This is a genomic window from Polaribacter litorisediminis (genome assembly GCF_019968605.1).
Lineage (GTDB): Bacteria > Bacteroidota > Bacteroidia > Flavobacteriales > Flavobacteriaceae > Polaribacter > Polaribacter litorisediminis.
The window spans coordinates 2741466-2760351 of sequence record NZ_CP082966.1; the positions used below are offsets into that span (position 1 = coordinate 2741466).

16 protein-coding genes are annotated in these 18886 nt (G+C 31.8%); 8 read left to right on the forward strand and 8 right to left on the reverse strand.

The window, feature by feature from the left end:
- Nucleotides 1-198: 198 nt before the first annotated feature.
- From K8354_RS11710 to K8354_RS11735, 6 genes are all read left to right on the forward strand, one after another.
- Nucleotides 199-2478, forward strand: coding sequence for an NADP-dependent malic enzyme (locus K8354_RS11710; protein WP_223439843.1), 2280 nt, complete (start codon nucleotides 199-201; stop codon nucleotides 2476-2478).
- 40 nt (nucleotides 2479-2518) lie between these two features.
- Nucleotides 2519-3100 (forward strand): Holliday junction branch migration protein RuvA, encoded by a 582-nt coding sequence (gene ruvA / locus K8354_RS11715; protein ID WP_223439845.1) that lies wholly within the window; start codon nucleotides 2519-2521, stop codon nucleotides 3098-3100.
- Between the two features lie 4 nt (nucleotides 3101-3104).
- A complete protein-coding gene (gene sov / locus K8354_RS11720) occupies nucleotides 3105-10283 on the forward strand; it encodes a T9SS outer membrane translocon Sov/SprA (protein ID WP_223439847.1) in 7179 nt (2392 codons plus the stop codon).
- A 32-nt stretch (nucleotides 10284-10315) separates the two neighbouring features.
- A complete protein-coding gene (gene gcvH / locus K8354_RS11725) occupies nucleotides 10316-10696 on the forward strand; it encodes a glycine cleavage system protein GcvH (protein ID WP_223439848.1) in 381 nt (126 codons plus the stop codon).
- A complete protein-coding gene (locus K8354_RS11730; RefSeq protein ID WP_223439850.1) occupies nucleotides 10662-11039 on the forward strand; it encodes a VanZ family protein in 378 nt (125 codons plus the stop codon). Before gcvH ends, K8354_RS11730 begins: the two co-directional genes overlap by 35 nt.
- 63 nt (nucleotides 11040-11102) lie before the next feature.
- Nucleotides 11103-11822, forward strand: a complete 720-nt coding sequence (locus tag K8354_RS11735; protein ID WP_223439852.1) for an energy transducer TonB — start codon at nucleotides 11103-11105, stop codon at nucleotides 11820-11822.
- A 523-nt stretch (nucleotides 11823-12345) separates the two neighbouring features.
- On the opposite strand, the gene K8354_RS11740 is transcribed toward K8354_RS11735, so the two are convergent.
- On the reverse strand, nucleotides 12346-12705 hold the full coding sequence (locus K8354_RS11740) for a toxin-antitoxin system YwqK family antitoxin (protein ID WP_223439854.1): 360 nt from the start codon (nucleotides 12703-12705) through the stop codon (nucleotides 12346-12348).
- A 237-nt stretch (nucleotides 12706-12942) separates the two neighbouring features.
- On the opposite strand from K8354_RS11740, the gene K8354_RS11745 reads away from it, so the two are divergent.
- The gene (locus K8354_RS11745) at nucleotides 12943-13299 is read left to right on the forward strand and encodes a DUF1304 domain-containing protein (RefSeq protein ID WP_223439856.1); all 357 of its coding nucleotides are present in this window, start codon (nucleotides 12943-12945) and stop codon (nucleotides 13297-13299) included.
- A 63-nt stretch (nucleotides 13300-13362) separates the two neighbouring features.
- Nucleotides 13363-14163 (forward strand): mechanosensitive ion channel family protein, encoded by an 801-nt coding sequence (locus K8354_RS11750; protein ID WP_223439858.1) that lies wholly within the window; start codon nucleotides 13363-13365, stop codon nucleotides 14161-14163.
- A gap of 2 nt (nucleotides 14164-14165) precedes the next feature.
- Here K8354_RS11750 and tsaB read toward each other — a convergent pair whose 3' ends face one another.
- From tsaB to K8354_RS11785, 7 genes are all read right to left on the reverse strand, one after another.
- Nucleotides 14166-14852: a tRNA (adenosine(37)-N6)-threonylcarbamoyltransferase complex dimerization subunit type 1 TsaB gene (gene tsaB / locus K8354_RS11755; protein WP_223439860.1), complete on the reverse strand. Its 687-nt coding sequence runs from the start codon at nucleotides 14850-14852 to the stop codon at nucleotides 14166-14168.
- Between the two features lie 84 nt (nucleotides 14853-14936).
- Nucleotides 14937-16268 carry a TolC family protein gene (locus K8354_RS11760; protein ID WP_223439862.1) on the reverse strand — a complete coding sequence of 444 codons (1332 nt, stop codon included), beginning with the start codon at nucleotides 16266-16268 and terminating at the stop codon, nucleotides 14937-14939.
- 123 nt (nucleotides 16269-16391) lie between these two features.
- A complete protein-coding gene (locus K8354_RS11765; RefSeq protein WP_223439864.1) occupies nucleotides 16392-16580 on the reverse strand; it encodes a hypothetical protein in 189 nt (62 codons plus the stop codon).
- 28 nt (nucleotides 16581-16608) lie between these two features.
- A complete protein-coding gene (locus tag K8354_RS11770) occupies nucleotides 16609-17148 on the reverse strand; it encodes a DUF420 domain-containing protein (protein WP_223439866.1) in 540 nt (179 codons plus the stop codon).
- Entirely contained in the window at nucleotides 17141-17785 is a 645-nt protein-coding gene (locus K8354_RS11775; RefSeq protein WP_223439868.1) for an SCO family protein, read from the reverse strand. Before K8354_RS11775 ends, K8354_RS11770 begins: the two co-directional genes overlap by 8 nt.
- Nucleotides 17782-18453 (reverse strand): hypothetical protein, encoded by a 672-nt coding sequence (locus K8354_RS11780; RefSeq protein ID WP_223439870.1) that lies wholly within the window; start codon nucleotides 18451-18453, stop codon nucleotides 17782-17784. Before K8354_RS11780 ends, K8354_RS11775 begins: the two co-directional genes overlap by 4 nt.
- A gap of 80 nt (nucleotides 18454-18533) precedes the next feature.
- Nucleotides 18534-18872 (reverse strand): cytochrome C oxidase subunit IV family protein, encoded by a 339-nt coding sequence (locus K8354_RS11785; RefSeq protein WP_223439872.1) that lies wholly within the window; start codon nucleotides 18870-18872, stop codon nucleotides 18534-18536.
- Between the last annotated feature and the right edge of the window lie 14 nt (nucleotides 18873-18886).

The following is an 18886-nucleotide window of genomic DNA, read 5'->3' on the forward strand; positions in this document are numbered from 1 at the left end:
TTTTGATTAGTTTAACTAGATAAAAACGACATTTTATAGGTTAGTAAATGAACCGAGTAATTTAGCTTTATCTGTGGTAAAATCAGTAAAAATTTAGGCTTCCAAGAAAAATGTAAAATTTCTAAAAAATTAAAAACTTGTTCACTCTTTCATTGAAAAGCATATATTTGTAAGCTTAAACAAGCAAACAACTATTTTATGAGCGATTCTAGAAAAAGACACGAAGCACTACTCTATCACGCAAAACCAAAACCTGGAAAAATAGCAGTTGTTCCTACCAAAAAATATGCAACTCAACACGATTTAGCATTGGCATATTCTCCTGGTGTGGCAGAACCTTGTTTAGAAATAGCAAAAGACAGAAACAATGTTTATAAATATACAGCGAAAGGCAATTTAGTTGCTGTAATTTCTAACGGAACAGCAGTTTTAGGCTTGGGTGATATTGGCCCAGAAGCTTCAAAACCTGTCATGGAAGGAAAAGGTTTACTTTTCAAAATTTTTGCTGATATCGATGTTTTTGACATTGAAGTTGATACAACTGATGTTGAGCAATTTATAGCTACTGTAAAAGCAATTGCACCTACTTTTGGGGGCATCAATTTAGAAGATATAAAAGCTCCGGAAGCTTTCGAAATAGAAAGACGTTTAAAAGAAGAATTAGACATCCCAGTAATGCATGATGATCAGCATGGAACCGCTATTATATCTGCTGCTGCATTAAAAAATGCCATAGAAATTACAAAAAAAGATATTTCTAAAGTGAATATCGTTGTAAATGGTGCGGGTGCTGCGGCAATTTCTTGTACACGTTTGTATTTAGAATTGGGCGCTGTAAGAGAAAATATTGTAATGTGCGATAGCAAAGGGGTTATCAGAAAAGATAGAGAAACTTTAACTTCTCAAAAAGCAGAATTTGCAACCTCAAAAGATATACATACACTTGAAGAAGCCATGCAAAATGCTGATGTTTTTATCGGCTTGTCTACGGGGAATGTTGTAACACCAGAAATGCTGTTAGCAATGGGTAAAGACCCTATTGTTTTTGCCATGGCAAACCCAGTTCCTGAGATAGATTATGATTTAGCAATAGCAACACGAGATGATCTTGTAATGGCAACGGGTAGATCAGACCATCCTAATCAAGTAAATAACGTACTTGGTTTTCCATTTATTTTTAGAGGTGCTTTAGATGTTAGAGCTACTAAAATAAATGAGGAAATGAAAATGGCTGCCGTGCATGCTTTGGCTAATTTGGCAAAAAAATCGGTTCCTGAACAAGTAAATATTGTATATGATGAAGTAAGCTTAACTTTTGGTAGAGAATACATCATTCCGAAACCTTTTGATCCTCGTTTAATTTATGAAATTCCACCAGCAATTGCAAAAGCAGCGATGGAATCTGGTGTGGCTTTAGAACCTATTACCGATTGGAATAAATATAGAGAAGAACTCATGGAACGTTCTGGATCTGGAAGCAAAGAAATTAGACTTATTCATAACCGTGCAAAAAGTAATCTAAAACGAATTGTGTTTGCAGAAGCAGATCATTTAGATGTCTTAAAGGCAGCACAAAGAGTGCATGAAGAAAAATTAGGACACCCTATTTTATTAGGAAGAAAAGAGGTTATTTTAGAATTAAAAGAAGAAATTGGTTTTACTGATGATGTGCCCATCTTTGACCCAAAAACAGATGAAGAAAGAGAAAGAAGAAGTCGTTTTGGGCATGCATACTGGAAAACAAGACAACGAAAAGGAAGAACATTGTCTGAAGCGAAAAAATTAATGCGTGAGCGTAATTATTTTGCAGCCATGATGGTCAATGAAAATGAAGCAGATGCCTTAATTACTGGATACTCGAGACCTTATCCTTCAGTAGTAAAACCTATTTTAGAATTGATTTCAAAGGATAAAGGAATTTCTAAAGTTGCCGCTTGTAATTTAATGCTCACAAAACAAGGTCCTATATTTTTAGCAGACACCACAATTAATATCAACCCTTCTGCAAAAGATTTAGTAAAAATTACTCAAATGACTGCTAGCCTGGCAAAAATGTTTGGTATGAAACCAAATGTTGCGATGCTTTCTTTTTCTAATTTTGGATCGTCTAACACAGAAACTTCTAAAAAAATTAGAGAATCTGTTGCGCACATGCATCGTCATTTTCCTGATTTGGTTGTTGATGGAGAAATTCAAGCAGATTTTGCTTTGAATCCAGAAATGTTAGCAAAAGAATTTCCGTTTTCTAAATTAAACGGAAAAAAAGTAAATGTCTTAATTTTTCCAAATTTAGAATCGGCAAATATCACTTATAAACTATTAAAACAATTAGAAGGCGCTGAATCTATTGGACCTGTAATTTTAGGTTTAAGTAAAGCTGTACATGTTTTACAGTTAGGAGCTAGTGTAGATGAAATGGTAAATATGGCCGCTTTAGCAGCTGTAGATGCACAGCAAAGAGAAAAAAACAGAAATTAGAAAAATAAATTAGTGCCATAAGCTACAAGAAAAATAAAAGATGATTACACAAGTTAGAGGTAGATTAATTGAAAAAAGTCCGACAGAGGTCGTTGTAGATTGCGCCGGTGTTGGCTATTTATTGCATATTTCTTTAAACACTTTTTCTAGTTTGCCTGCAGATGAAAATGTAGTTTTATTCACGCATCTATCTATCAGAGAAGATGCACACACGCTTTTTGGTTTCATTAATAAAACAGAAAGAGAAATTTTTAAATTATTAATTTCTGTTTCTGGCGTTGGCCCAAGTATTGCAAGAACCATGTTATCTTCTATGACTTGGGAAGAAATACAAAATGCCATTGCATCAGAAAATGTATCGTTAATTCAGTCTGTAAAAGGGATTGGTATAAAAACGGCACAAAGAGTTATTGTAGATTTAAAAGATAAAATTTTAAAAACCTACGAGATTGATGAAGTTTCTTTTGCAAAAAGCAATACTAATAAAGATGAAGCGTTATCTGCTTTAGAGGTTTTAGGTTTTAATAGAAGACAATCAGATAAAATTGTAAGTGCTATTTTAAAAGAAAATGCTGATGCCTCAGTAGAAAAAATCATAAAATTAGCTTTAAAAAATTTATAATCAATTGATTAGATTATTAAAAAACACATTTTTAGTACTCCTTTTTACATTTTCGGTAAACTTCTCATTAGATGCTCAAACAAAGACAACCAAAGATTCTACAGAGATTAAAAAAGATACTTTAAACTTAAGATACAATTTTAAAAACACGCAAAAAGGAGGTCTTTTTTTGGATGATTTGGCGCAAAAAGAAGTCATTTTTGATAAAGCATTGAACCAATATATTATTCTAGAGAAAATAGGTGATTATCAGATTAAAACTCCTATTTATTTAACACAAAAAGAATACCAACAATATCGTTTAAAACGAGATATGTTGCAATACTTTAAAGATAAAGTAAGTGCTACAAATAGTAAAAAGAAAGGTTCTGCAGCAGCACAAAAAGATTTATTACCTACCTATTATGTAAATAATAAGTTTTTTGAATCTATTTTTGGAGGCAACACGGTAAAGGTTACGCCTACGGGAAACTTAAATTTAAAGCTTGGTTTTATTTATCAAAACACAGAAAATCCTCAAATTTCTGAAGAGAATAGAAGTAGTCTTGTTTTTGATTTCGATCAGCAAATAAACGCTAGTATTCGTGCAAAAATTGGTGAACGTTTAGAATTTACTGCAAATTACGATACCCAAGCAAGTTTCGATTTTCAAAATTTAGTAAAAATCGATTATACGCCCACAGAAGATGATATCTTGCAAGGTATTGAAGCTGGTAATGTTGCAATGCCCATTAAAAATTCTTTGATCAATGGTGCACAAAGTTTGTTCGGAGTAAAAACGGAACTACAATTCGGAAACACGAATGTTACTGCAGTGTTTTCTCAACAAAATTCTGAAAGTAAAACCGTGGTATCAGAAGCGGGTGCTTCTATTCAAGAATTTGAATTAAGAACAACGGACTATGATAATGACCGTCATTTTTTTTTATCCCAATTTTTTATAGATAATTATGCCAATTCCTTAAAGCAATATCCTTTAATAAGCAGCCAGGTTAGTATTACAAGAATTGAAGTTTGGATTACCAATAGAAATGCCGCTACTGAAGATTTTAGAAGTATTGTAGCGCTGGCAGATCTTGGTGAATCTAACAATGCAAACGCAAATAATTCTTATAAAAATTTAGTTGATGATAATGGTGCCGTACTGCCCGTAAATCCTATTAGTATCAATACCAATGGCCAACAATTAAATTTGCCTCAAAATAACGCAAACAACATCTATGACCCAACTGTTTTAAACGGAATTAGAGATATTTCTACGGTTGACAATACCTTACAAAATCGTTTTCAAATGCAACAAGGAACTGACTATTCTATTCTTGAAAATGCAAGAAAATTGGATGTAAATGAGTATAAATTAAATTCTCAATTAGGTTATATTTCATTAAATAGAAGATTAAATGATGGTGAGGTTTTAGCAGTTGCTTATGAATATACAGTTGCCGGAACGATCAATGGCGGCGGTACTCAAAAATCTTTTAAAGTTGGTGAATTTTCTAATGATGGAGTTCAAGCTCCTCAAAACTTAGCCGTTAAATTATTGCGTTCAGAAATTTTACAAACAAAGCGTACAAATGCTATTACAGGTAACGATGAATCTTTTCCTACATGGCGTTTAATGATGAAAAACATCTATGCTTTAGGCGCTTACCCGTTAACACAAGATGGTTTTCGTTTTGAAATATTGTACAGAGATGATAATACCGGAATTGCATCTAACGTATTACAAAACTCAAATACTGAAAACATACCAAATGTGCCGTTAATTCAGGTTTTTAAACTAGATCAACTAGATCAAAGTCAGTTTAGAACGGCAGACGGTTTCTTTGATTATGTAGAAGGAATTACAGTAAATTCTCAAAATGGTTATGTTATTTTTCCAGAACCAGAACCTTTTGGTAATGATTTAGTTTTAAATCAAAATGATCCTACTGATATTGGTTTAAATGAAACTCTAGATGAACAATTTTTGTTTAAAGAGCTCTACTTAAACACAAAAATTAACATTAAGAATAATTTTCAAAATAAGGATAAATATTTTTTAAAGGGCTATTTTAGATCAGAAAGTGCTAGCGGAATTCCTATTGGAGCATTTAACGTACCTAGAGGTTCGGTGAGAGTTAGTGCAGGCGGAAGACAATTGGCAGAGGGCGTAGATTATGTTGTAGATTACATGGCAGGTAGAGTACAAATTATTGATCCAGGTTTACAAGCTTCTGGAACACCAATAAGCGTTTCTACAGAAAATAATGCCGTTTTTAATCAACAAAGAAAAACTTTTATGGGGGTTGATGTTGAACATACATTTTCCGAAGATTTTGTAGTTGGCGCAACTATTTTAAATATCATGGAAAGGCCTTTAACGCCTAAAGTTAATTTTGGTGCAGACCCTATAAACAATACGATGTTTGGATTAAATGTAGATTATGCCACAGAAGTTCCTTATTTTACAAAACTAGCCAACAAGCTACCTTTTGTAGATACAGATGTTCCTTCTAACTTGTCATTAAGAGCAGATATGGCTTATTTATTACCAGGAACGCCAAGTGGAATTGATGTCGCAGGTGCTGCCACATCTTATATTGATGATTTTGAAGCTTCTCAAATACCAATCAGTTTATTATCTGCTTTAGATTGGTATGAAGCTAGTACCCCAAAATATTATCCTGGTTTTTTTGGAGATCAAAATGATTTATCTTACAATTACAAAAGAGGAAAATTAGCTTGGTATAGCATTGATCAAGTTTTTTACGGAATTGGGCAAACACCCGCTAGTATTAATGCTGATGAACTCTCTAGAGCAGAAACGAGACAAATAAATTTTAACGAAATATTCCCGAATCAACAATTTGATGTTACCCAAAATAGACAAGCAAGAACTTTAGATTTGGCCTATTTTCCAGAAGAAAGAGGTTCTTATAACTTTAACACAACAAATGTTGACGTAAATGATGACGGTACTTTTAGAAATCCTCAAGAAAACTGGGGAGGAATTATGCGTGCCTTGAATACGAATAATTTTGACCAAGCCAATGTTGAATTTATTCAGTTTTGGGTCATGGATCCTTATGAAAACTACTCGATCACCAATGAAGAAGGCTTGCCGCAAGGCATAAACCCCAATGATGTTTCTAATCAAGTAGGAGATTTATACATCAATCTTGGTAATATTTCTGAAGATATTGTAAAGGATAATCGTAAAATGTTCGAAAACGGTTTGCCAGAAGATGGTTTAAAACTAAATGGATCTAATGTAAACACAACAATTTGGGGAGATGTTCCTAGAAATCCTTCTATTATTTATGCCTTTAGTGAAGAGGATGCCGCACGAACAAACCAAGATCTTGGATTTGATGGTTTAAATGATCTTGAAGAACAACAAAATTTACAAAAACTATCAGACTCTTTAAATTTAAATATTAATTTTAGTCGTTTAAATGCAGATGATATCGCCTCGGATAACTTTCAATTTTTTAGAGGCGGCTCTTTAGACGCAATGAATGCTTCTATTATAAAAAGATATAAAGATTTTAATAATACACAAGGCAATTCGCCTACACTAAATCAATCTACTGAAACTTTTCCGACTTCCTCTACAACCTATCCAGATGTAGAAGACATCAACAGAGATCAAACCATGAATACTGTTGAAAGTTATTATGAGTATAGAATTTCTATGAACAAAAATGATTTACAGAAAGGAAGAAATTTTATTGTTGATGAAAAAACTACTTCCGTTACTTTAGAAAACGGAAATACTCAGCAAACTAAATGGTATCAATTTAGAGTGCCTATTAGAAACGGAACCCCGATAAACGGAATTTCTGATTTTAACAGCATTCGTTTTGTAAGAATGTTTTTAACCAATTTTAAAATGCCAGTAGTACTTCGGTTTGGCGAATTAGATTTGGTTCGCGGAGACTGGAGGCGTTATATTAGAACTATAGATCCTGCAATTAACCCTGATAGAGAATTAAATCAGGCAGAATTAGAAAGTTTTGAAGTTGGAGTTGTAAGTATTGAACAAAATAATGGTAGCTACATTCAACCTCCAGGAATTGAACGCGAGCGTTTACAAGGAACTACTTCTGTGCAACTGCAAAATGAACAAGCTGTTACTCTAAAAGTGAACAACCTAGAACCTAATGAGGCAAGAGCTATTTATAAAAATATAAGCATCGATTTAAGACGTTTTAAAACCCTTAAAATGTTTATGCACCTGCAGCCTACTGGAGATGCACCCGTGAGCGATAATGACTTTTCTGCAATTATTAGGTTAGGTACAGATTTAAATGATAATTTTTATCAAATAGAAGTGCCTTTAAAAGTATCTACAAGTGGTGCTACTGCTCTTGACATTTGGCCAGAAGAAAACAATCTAGATGCACTCTTAGAAACATTTGGACGTTTAAAAGTAGAAAGAGATGCCATTGCTAACGTACTGCCTAACGAAATATATCCGGCAGTTGTGCCCGGTGAAGTCCCTGAATTTAAAATTCGAGTAAAAGGAAACCCTACTTTAGCGCAATTAAGAACGGTAACTTTAGGCTTAAAAAACAACGCTCCTTTAAATAAAAGTGCTGAAGTTTGGTTTAATGAATTGCGTTCTGCTGGCTTTGACAATGAAGGTGGTTGGGCAGCAGTGATGAATGCTGATGCTAATTTTGCTGATGTTGCCAATGTATCCCTATCAGGAAGCATGCAAACCATAGGTTTTGGGAATGTAGAAGACCGTGTAAATCAGCGTAGTTTAGATGAAACAAAACAATATGATATTGCCACTAGTGTAAATCTTGGTAAAGTATTAACGCCACAAGAATGGGGAATTCAATTGCCCATGAGTTATAGTGTTGGAGAAAAATTTATTGACCCAAAGTTTGATCCACAATATCAAGATGTTACTTTACAAGATGCTTTAGAACAAAACCCAAATAGTGAGTTTTCTAGAGATTATACGAAACGAACCAGCATTAGTTTTATCAATGTTAAAAAGAATAGAAGTCCAAATACAACTAAAAAACCAAAATTTTATGATGTAGAAAATTTAGCGGTTTCTTATTCTCATAACAAGGAATTTCATAGAGACTATAATATTGAAAAATACATCAACGAAAATGTAATGGCTTCTGCCGCTTATAATTTTAGCTTTGATTCAAAATCTATAGAGCTCTTTAAAAATTCTGAGCGTTTTAAAAGTAAATACTGGAAATTTATCAAGGATTTAAATTTTAATCCGGTTCCAAGCACACTCGCTATCAACTCTCGTATCAATAGAAACTATAATGAACAGCAATCAAGAAACTTAATAGAAGGCTTACTAAATCAACCAGAACTAAAACAACGTAGGTTTTTATTTGATTGGGATTATACAGTTGGTTTTAGTTTAACAAAATCATTAGAATTAAACTTTAATGCCACAAATAATTACATTTATGATGCCTTTGGAAATGGAGAAGAATTACAAATCTTTGATAATTTCTTCAATACAGGTAGACCGAATCAATACCATCAAAAATTAAACACAACGTATGCAATCCCTTTAAGTAAATTTCCTTTTTTAAGTTTTATTCAAGCTGACTACGCATATACCGCAGACTTTGATTGGCAAGTATCATCACAAGACGAAACGATTGCAGAAAAAATTGGGAATGTAATTCAAAATGCCAATACACATAATTTAAACACCACTTTTTCTTTTGATAAAATTTACAAAAAAATTGGTTTTGAAAAATTACTTTTAACAAAATCACAACGTAAAAATGCAAAAGGTAAAAACGTTTCAAGAATACAGCTGAAGAAAAATTTACCTGTAGGAAAGAAAATTTTAAAGGGTGCTTGGGAAGTTCTTACAGCCGTTAAACAAGGTAAAATAAGCTACACAGAAAACAACGGACAATATTTACAAGGGTATGATGAAGGGATTGGTTTTTTAGGAGGATCGCCCACTGCATTTGCTTTTGGTAGTCAAGTAGACATTAGAAATAAAGCACTTACAAATGGTTGGCTAGTAAACCCTAGAGCACTCATTGATAACCCAAATACACCCGATGACGAAAGTGCTTTTTATAACAAAACCTATAGCAGAACACATTATAATAAACTTGATTATACATTTACATTAAAACCATTTAATGATTTAAATATTGATGTAAGAGGTAATAAAATTAAGACTTCAGATTTATCTCAACAATTAGATATTATAGAAGATGGTTCTGAAAACGGAGCAATTGACTTCGGAATAGATGCTTTTGAAACAGGAAACTTTAGCTCAAGTCACTCTATGTTTTCTACGGCATTTACCGATGGAGATGCTTTGTTTCAGAAAATGAAAGATTATAGAAGTATTATTTCCAATAGATTTGCTTCAGAAAACCCATCTGTAGATCCGGCAGGTTTTGGTGCAAATAGCCAACAAGTGCTGCTACCCGCTTTTATGGCTGCTTATTCAGGCAAAAATCCAAATAAAGTAAATACAAGTTTGTTTAGAAATATTCCGATACCAAACTGGACCTTGCGTTACAATGGTTTTATGAAAATGAAGTGGTTTAAAAAGAATTTTTCTTCTTTTGTTGTCTCTCATGGGTACAGATCTTCTTACACCATTTCTAGCTTTACCAATAATTTAGCCTTTCAAGAAGGTGAGAATATTATCAATGCAAATTCTGGCAGTTTTGAGCCACAAAGATTAGTAGCAAGTGCTACTTTAGTTGATGAATTTTCACCGTTGATAAAAGTAGACATGAAAATGAAAAACTCGTTTTCTTTAAGAGGCGAAGTAAAAAGAGACCGAACATTAACGATGAATTTTAATAATAGTACTTTAACCGATATTGCCGGAACCGAATATATTTTTGGACTAGGGTATGTTTTTAAAGATGTAAAAATGAATACCCGTTTTACAGGTAAAAAAACAACCTTAAGAGGCGATGTTAATTTAAGAGCAGACATCTCTTTGAGAGATAATTTAACACAAATTAGATATGTAGAAGAAGATAATAATCAAATTAGTGGTGGCCAAAGATTATTTTCTATTAAATTTGTTGCCGATTATAGATTGAGCGGTAATTTAACAGCATCTTTCTATTATAATCATCAAACATCTAAATACGCTATTTCTACCACATTCCCAAGACAAGCAATTAATGGTGGTATTAACATAGTCTATAATTTAGGAGGAAATTAAATACGAACAATAAATAAATAAATATAAATATCATGAATATTCCATCTGAATTAAAGTACACAAAAGACCACGAGTGGATCAAAATTGAAGGAAATATAGCAACTGTAGGAATTACAGATTTTGCTCAAGGAGAGTTAGGCGATATTGTCTATGTTGATGTGGACACCTTAGATGATACCGTAGAAGAAGGAGAAGTTTTTGGATCTGTTGAAGCCGTAAAAACAGTTTCAGATTTATTTATGCCTTTAACAGGCGAAGTAATTGAATTTAATGAAACCTTAGAAGATGACCCAGAATTGGTAAATACAGATCCCTACCAAAAAGGTTGGATGATAAAAATTGAATTCTCTGATAGCTCACAAATAGAAAACTTATTAGATGCTGAAGCATATCACCAACTTATTAAAGGATAAAATAATTATTATTGCAATCCTAGTTTCAGTTGGTATTCTTTGCTTAAGCCTAATAAAAATGCCTGAAACGGGCATTAAAGTCGCGAATATAGATAAAGGATATCATAGCATTGCTTATTTTATTCTAACAATTACTTGGTTGCTTTCATTTTATAAAAAACCTCAAAAAAAATATATAATAGCAATTAGCTGTATTATATTTGGCATAATAATTGAACTACTTCAAGCAAGTTTAACGGTTTACCGAGAAGGAGATTATTTTGATGTTTTGGCAAATTCGTTAGGAGTTCTTTTAGCATTAAGTACTTTTAGTCTCTTTTTTAAAAAAAATGACATTAATTAATGGTAAGAGTTGTAATTAAAACAATAATTTATTTAAATTAGCAATCTATAAAAACTCTTTATAATGGAAATTAAGAAAAACCCTAAATCAAATTTAGAAAATTTCAGCAAAATTTTTATGCAAATAGGGCTAGTTCTAGCGCTTTTCGTAACATATGCTGCAATAGAACAAAAAACATACGAAAAAACCTATGGAGACCTAGGAGTTGTTAGTATGAATGCAGAAATGGAAGAAGAAATTCCGATTACTGAAAGAGTTGAACCGGTAAAGCCAAAAACTCCACCACCACCAACTCCTGAAAAAATTGAAATTGTTGAGGATGAAAAAGAAATTGAGGAAACAGTTATAGAATCAACGGAAACAGATGAATCTGAAGCTGTAGAAGTTGAAGAAATTGTAGAAGTTGCAGAAGCGGAAGAAGTAATCGAAGATGTTAGTTTCATGATTATTGAGGATGTTCCTGTTTTTCCTGGATGTAAAGGAAACAAAGAAGAATTAAAAGCTTGTTTCAGTGCAATGGTTCAAAAACATTTTTCTAGAAAATTCGATGCCGATTTACCGAACGAATTAGGATTATCTCCTGGAAGAAAAAGAGTATTTATTGGTTTTAAAATTGATAGAACTGGTAAAATTGTGAACATTCAAGCAAGAGCTCCTCACCCTAAAATTAAAAGTGAGGTTTTAAAAGTGATGAGCCAACTACCAACGATGAAACCTGGAAGACAAAGAGGAAAACCAGTTGGAGTAAAATATAGTATTCCATTTACTCTAATTGTAGAGTAACTAAAGTTTCAAAATATGTATATAAAAACCGTTTAGAAAATTTCTAAACGGTTTTTTTTTTGAACACTAAGTGTATGAAATCGATCAATGTCACCTTCTGAATACTTCTATTCTTAAACCAATTCTTTTTTATTCCCTCCAATAGAGTAATATTAAATCAAAAAACATTACTACCTAGGTATGTCTTTGGGTAAATTTCTTATTTCATAATTATTTTAAATGACCGTAACGATCATATGAAATTACTAAAATAAAAGTGCCATTTGCAGTTCTATTTCAACTAAAAAAAGCACAACCTATAGTTCCCTATAGTTCCATCTTTTGTGTAAGAAGAAAAATTATCGTTTTCTTCAACAGTATTTTGAACCGATAACTAGTATAAAATAGCCAAAACATCACCTAAAAGAACGATAGATTTACACTCGAACCCCATAACCAAACTTAATAATTCGGATTTAAAACCAACAAAAAACCCATTAAAAATTTCAAATTTCAATGGGTTTTTAATAAAAATAGAATTCTATTAATCGTTATTTAATGCTACTTTAGATTCTTGTTTCCAAATATTTACCGAAGCCAATGTATTGTCCTCATAATTAATTTCTTTAAGTGCCTCTTTTGTCCAAAGAAACCACTTTCCTACTTTTTTACCACTATTGTAGTATGCTAACTGTACTTTATTGCCAGATTTATCAAATCGCGTCCATTCTCCAGTTAACTTTTTATCCTTAAAGAATCCTTGGGTTTTAATAGCACCATTTTCATAATAATAGGTAGCTTTAACTAAATCGCCTTCAGCCTTATAAGTTGGTTTATTTTCTTGAGAAAATCCTATAGTTGCTATGCTTAGCAACAAGATTGTAATAATTTTTTTCGTGCCCATTTTACTTTATTTTTAACATTACCTTTACAAATATAAAACTAAAATTACAATTACACAACATTTTGGTAACATTAAATTAACATTGGGATTAATCAATACCGTGTTCACAACGCAATGTTTGGCTACTAGGTTATCAAAGATTGTAAATTACCACCACTTAATTTATTATATTGCATTCATCATTTACATGTTAAAACTCTATACAAATTAATAAACCTATCTATTAAAATTATAAAAATGAACTACCTGCAAATTATATTAATCACGCTTGTTTCAATGATACATATTTACATTGTTTATTTAGAGACGGCTCTTTGGACTACGCAAAAAGGAATGAAGATTTTTGGCATTAAAGACAAACAATTTGCCGAACAAACTAAAGTTATGGCCGCAAACCAAGGATTGTATAATGGCTTTTTAGCGGCTGGTTTAATCTGGTCACTTTTTTCAACTAAAATAGATGTTGCGTTATTCTTTTTAATCTGCGTTTCTATTGCAGGTGCTTTTGGCGCTTATTCTACAAAAAAAATTATCATTTTATACATTCAAACGCTACCTGCAACCATTGGTATCCTATCAATCATATTATTTTAACAAACATTTTAGGTTTAAAGTCTAATCCTTTATTTTTGCCAATAAATTTTAACAAAGAATCAAATGGAAGAATACATCGAAACATCAAAAGCCATATTATTTGAATATGTACCAAAAGTTATTACAGCAATACTAATCCTTGTTGTTGGGCTATTTTTAATTAAATTAATTATTAAATCATCAAAAAAAATAATGGAAAAAAGAAGTGTAGATGTTACGCTTCAAAAATTTTTAGAAAATCTTGTAGGCTGGATTTTAAAAATTTTATTATTTATTACAGTGATCTCTCAATTAGGAGTTGCAACTACTTCCTTTGCTGCAATTATAGCTGCTGCAGGTTTAGCAATAGGTCTAGCACTGCAAGGTTCTTTAGGCAATTTTGCAGGTGGAGTTTTAATAATGATTTTTAAACCTTTTAAAATTGGTGATTTAGTTGAGGCTCAGGGTGAAATTGGAGTTGTTAAAGAAATTGAAATATTTACAACGAAACTTACTGGACTTTCTAATAAAGAAATTATTATACCGAATGGTTCACTATCTAATGGTACTATCATTAATTATACCACAGAGGGTACAAGACGTGTAGATTTGGTAATTGGGGTTTCTTATGATGCAGATATTAAAAAGACCAAAGAGGTTTTAATGAATGTTTTAGCCTCCCATCCTAAAGTTTTAAAAAATCCTACACCAGGGGTTACCGTTTTGGAATTAGCCGATAGTTCTGTAAATTTTGCAGTTAGACCTTGGTGTCTGACAGCAGATTATTGGGACGTATATTTTCAAATTACAGAAAATACTAAACTGGCATTAGATGAAGCTGGAATTGAAATACCTTATCCGCACAGAGTAAATATTAATAAGTAAAATTAAAAGGTAGGTTTCTTTTTCTTTTCAGGAATCACAACAAAATCTTTTAAATAAAAGGGTTCAAAGTAAGCGACATTTTCTATGTCGCTTTTTTTGTATTTGCGATAAGACAATACTGCCATTTCTTTTGCTGAAGGTAATTTATCATCTACAAAAACAGCATTTTTATGTCTTATAATTCCTTTGCATTTTTGAGCACCATCTCCTAAAAAATAAACTTTATCTTTTTCTAAATACTCTAAAAAGGAATTTTCATCAATAATCTCTGCCCTAATATCCCTTAATTCTTCATGTTTATGATTGTAAACGGATGCATACACTTCCATTCTCCTAGCATCTATCATAGGCACTATACAACCACTATTTACGGATATCGAATGAGCGAGGGATGTTAACGTATCTATAGAAATTAAGGGCTTTTGCAGTGCAAAACATAATCCTTTTGCAGCAGAAACACCAATTCTGAGTCCTGTATAAGAACCAGGTCCCTTACTTACGGCAATAGCATCTATTTTATGTATTGGTAGGTTTGCTGCTTTTAAAATGTCCGTAATAAAAGAATGTAGTACCTCTGCATGGGAATAATTCCCATTATTTAATTCTTTGATTTTTAAAATCTTCCCATTTTCTGCAATACTAACAGAGCAGTTTTTAGTAGATGTTTCTATATTTAAAATAAAAGCCAAGTCTATAAATTTTACACAAAGATACTTTAAAAAGAAACCCTCACTAAAAATAGTGAGGGCATATACTTGTTAATTTGTTAAATTTTATTCTAAAATTAAGTCTCCGGCATAAAACTGTAACACTTTTGTCTTAAAAACATAATCATATTTTGACCGAATTAAAGAAGCTTGTGCATTTACAAGCCGTGTTCTAACCTGATCAAAATCAAACTGAGTCATTGCTCCAAAATTATAACGTTCTTGCGCATTTTTAAATGCTTCTTCCTGTGCATCCAAAGAAATTTTCGAGGCCTCAAAAGTTTTTAGAGCAGTTTTAACATCTAAAAACGATTGCTCTATAGTTTGTTTTAAGCTTAACTTTTCACTCTCTAATCTTGTTTCAAAAATTTCTTTATTTATAACAGATTGTGCTACTCTATTTCTAGTCTGAAAACGATTAAAAATAGGAATACTAACATTAAATCCTAGACCGTAACCAAAATTATCCTCGAGCTGACTAAATAAATTAGAATTAGAAAAACCAGCAGGTAAATTTAAATTATATCCATAATTGGTGGATAATCCTGCAGACGCTGAAATCGATGGTAATAAAGAAGCTTTGGCTATTTCAATGCTTAGTTCTGAATTTTCTATAGCTAATTGAGCTCTCGCAATTTCTGGCATTCTACTTACAGACTTTTCATATACGCTTGATGAATTATTATAGAATAAATTAACAGAAGGTCTACCCACATCGATACTTGCTACATCAAAATTTTCTGATGGAACTTGTAATAATTGAGACAAATTTAAGAGCGCTAAGTCTAATGCATTCTCTTGCGTAATCACTGTTTGAAGATTTGTTGCTGCAGTAGATTCTGTATTTAATAAATCTCCTTTAGGAATAACCCCAGATTCAAATCTACTTTTGGCTGCGATAATTTGTTTCTTGCTAATTTCATATTGAACTTGTGCGGCACTTAAGTTTTCTTTCGCAAACAAAATATTCAAATACCCATTCACCACAAATAATGAAACATCATTTTCCATTTTTTTTAAGTCTAACAGACTAGATTCCACGCCTAACTGAGCCTGCTTAAAAATATTTGTATTTCTAAAACCGTTAAATACAGTAACACCAGAACTAACACCTACCGAACCTCCAAAGAAACTTGTGTTTACTCGATCTTGTGATACTGGGTCAAACCCCGTACCAAAATTTAGGTTACCTCCGGTATTCGCGTTTAAATTTGGTAAAAAGTTTCCTTTAGATATATCAACATCCTTTTTTGCTACCTCTACACTGAGCCTATTTTGCTGTATAGAAATATTTCTTTTTAAGGCCTCGTCAACACATTCTTTAAGTGTCCATTTTTTTTGTGAAAATGTAGCTATAGAAACAAAGAAAGCTACTAATACTATAAGTTTAGTTTTCAAAACGTATTTATTTTTGGTTGATTTATGTTTATCTATCATAATTAAGAAGCAAAACTTTCTATATTATGTTAGTAAGACGACGGAAAGTAAATAATGTTACATGAATTTACTCCTATAAAAATGTTAATTTTTTATTTGATTTTTTCTATACCGATATAAAGTAAAAAATAAAACTCCAACCAACAAATAAGGAAATACCATTAAATAAGAAATTCCGTTATTAACACCCTCTGCCATATCAACATCGCCATTTTCTACTACTGCCTTACACATGGCACATTGCGCATACGATGATATCGTTGAAAAAATCATCAAAAAGAGAAAATTTAAAAATATTTTTTTACACATAATAAGGAGAAATCATTAAATACACAACAACACCCGTTATTGCGACATACAACCAAATTGGAAAAGTTTTTTTTGCTATTTTTTTATGTGCTTCAAAATCGCCTAATTTAGCTTTCATATAGGTTAAAAGCACTAAAGGAATTACTATGATGGATAAAATTATATGCGTAATCAAAATAAAATAATACATATATTTTATAGCGCCTTCTCCACCAAACTTTGTAGAGTCTGAAGTCATATGATACGCAATGTACATCAATAAAAAAACAAGAGAACAAATAATTGCGAAGGTGTTTAATTGTTCGTGTAACTTTTTATTTCCATTTTTTATGGCAATGACAGCAGCGATTAATACCATAGCGGTTAAACCATTTATAGAAGCATAAATTGGAGGTAAAAAGGTAAGAGGTTCTACATCAAAACCTAACGCTCTTAAATTAACCCCAAATAATATGGCGACCGCAATAGGAATAATAATAGATAACGCAGTAATTATCTTTTTATATTTTTTTTCTTGTGCTAGTTTATTCATTTAATAATAATTTAATATCCTCTTTTAATTCTTTAATCTGATCTGGAAAAGATTGTTCTTCTAAAGCTCTATAATACATAATCGGATTGCCAAACTCATCTTTTCTAGAACGTATATAGCCATTTTTATCAACCAAAGCAAATAAGCCTGAATGCTCAAAACCTCCGTGGTCTTCCTCTCCTTTACCAACATATAGCTTAAACCCTTTATTCGACAGATCGTATACAATGTCTTTGGATTTCCCTGTTAATAAATGCCAATTTTTATGAGTGATTCCCATATTTTTAGCATATTGCCGCAAAACTTCTGGAGTATCAATTTCTGGAGTAATAGAAATAGATGCAATTCCGAATTCTGGATTTCCAAAAAAAGCATCCTGAATAGTCAGCATTTTTTGATTCATGATCGGACAAATGGATGGACAAGTAGAAAAGAAAAATTCTACTACAAATACTTTACCCTCGTACGTTTTATTGGTTATTGTTTTTCCTTCTTGATTTATAAATTCAAAAGCAGGAACTTTATCAAATTTCACTAAGCTCGAGTCTTGAAAATAACTGACTACTTTTGGAACGGTATAAATACCAAACAATAATATAATAAATGAAATGCCTATATAAGAATTCTTTTTTTTCATGAACCTACTTCTTTTCTATCTGCTTTGTTCTTATTTCTTACTTTAAAGGCGGCGTAATATTCGTAGAACAACACCTTTACATCATCTTGTAATTTGCTGTTCAGTTCAGCAACAGAATTCATATTGTACCCGTATAATTTACCATCTTTGGTATCTTCATCATTTAATCTTCCTCTTAAGTTTACAGCTTTATCTACTAAAAATGCTTTTGTCGAGGATAAATTTACAAGAGATTCGTTTACCGAGAAAGCCTTGTAAAAGGCTTCAATCTCCTCCGGAGAACTAGCAACAAACACCCATTTCTGCATATCTGTAAAAGTTCCTATTTCTTCTTTCAGTTGTTCTACTTGTCGTTGAGATCCTGTGGGGTAGATTGCTAAAATTTGAAACTTTTTATAATCTAAAAATTTTTTATAAATTTTTTCATTCAAATTTAAAAGTCCTGTTTTATTGGTATTTACATCTTCCCCTAGAAAACAAACAATAGAGACATGATCTTTTAATTCTGCTGAATTACTTGCATCAATTTCAGAAATATCAATAATATTTTCTGTAACAATAGGCAATTTTTTAAAGTTGTTCTCTCCGGTAGATAAAATTAGAAAACAAATTAAAGGAAATATAAAAAGTAAAAATAATACGACTCTTTTTTTTGTAAATATATTCATGAATCTAAAATTAATTTAGTGTACAAATAAAATTTAAGTATATAAAAAAAGGTGGTTAAAACCACCTTTTTATTTTTTAATTACCATTTTACGAGTGGCGATAATGTTTCATATAAATAGCCTCCTTCTATTAAAAGTAAGGTTACAAGATAACAGATCAAAAAGACCGACGTCCAAACAACAGCTCGTCGAAACCATTTCTTTTCCTCATCCATGTGCATGAATGCCCATGTTATTCCGTATGCTTTTGCTAACGTTAAGATGATAAATATCCAGTTTAACGGACTTGTTCCTAAAAAATTAGTAAGATGCAATACATCAGGCTTTATAATACCTAGAGCTACTTCTACAATTGTTATTGCTGATAAAATCCAAAATACATTCCAGATTTTCTTTGTATGCGATTGTGCGTGTGCCATTTTTTTAAAACAAT

What these genes read in the sequence shown, in the direction of transcription:
- K8354_RS11780 (WP_223439870.1), bottom strand. Translation starts at nt 18,453, where the DNA reads ATGAATATATTTACAAAAAAAAGAGTCGTATTATTTTTACTTTTTATA.
- K8354_RS11735 (WP_223439852.1), top strand. Translation starts at nt 11,103, where the DNA reads ATGGAAATTAAGAAAAACCCTAAATCAAATTTAGAAAATTTCAGCAAA.
- K8354_RS11765 (WP_223439864.1), bottom strand. Translation starts at nt 16,580, where the DNA reads ATGATTTTTTCAACGATATCATCGTATGCGCAATGTGCCATGTGTAAG.
- K8354_RS11775 (WP_223439868.1), bottom strand. Translation starts at nt 17,785, where the DNA reads ATGAAAAAAAAGAATTCTTATATAGGCATTTCATTTATTATATTATTG.
- gcvH (WP_223439848.1), top strand. Translation starts at nt 10,316, where the DNA reads ATGAATATTCCATCTGAATTAAAGTACACAAAAGACCACGAGTGGATC.
- K8354_RS11745 (WP_223439856.1), top strand. Translation starts at nt 12,943, where the DNA reads ATGAACTACCTGCAAATTATATTAATCACGCTTGTTTCAATGATACAT.
- K8354_RS11785 (WP_223439872.1), bottom strand. Translation starts at nt 18,872, where the DNA reads ATGGCACACGCACAATCGCATACAAAGAAAATCTGGAATGTATTTTGG.
- ruvA (WP_223439845.1), top strand. Translation starts at nt 2,519, where the DNA reads ATGATTACACAAGTTAGAGGTAGATTAATTGAAAAAAGTCCGACAGAG.
- K8354_RS11730 (WP_223439850.1), top strand. Translation starts at nt 10,662, where the DNA reads ATGCTGAAGCATATCACCAACTTATTAAAGGATAAAATAATTATTATT.
- K8354_RS11710 (WP_223439843.1), top strand. Translation starts at nt 199, where the DNA reads ATGAGCGATTCTAGAAAAAGACACGAAGCACTACTCTATCACGCAAAA.
- K8354_RS11740 (WP_223439854.1), bottom strand. Translation starts at nt 12,705, where the DNA reads ATGGGCACGAAAAAAATTATTACAATCTTGTTGCTAAGCATAGCAACT.
- K8354_RS11750 (WP_223439858.1), top strand. Translation starts at nt 13,363, where the DNA reads ATGGAAGAATACATCGAAACATCAAAAGCCATATTATTTGAATATGTA.
- K8354_RS11770 (WP_223439866.1), bottom strand. Translation starts at nt 17,148, where the DNA reads ATGAATAAACTAGCACAAGAAAAAAAATATAAAAAGATAATTACTGCG.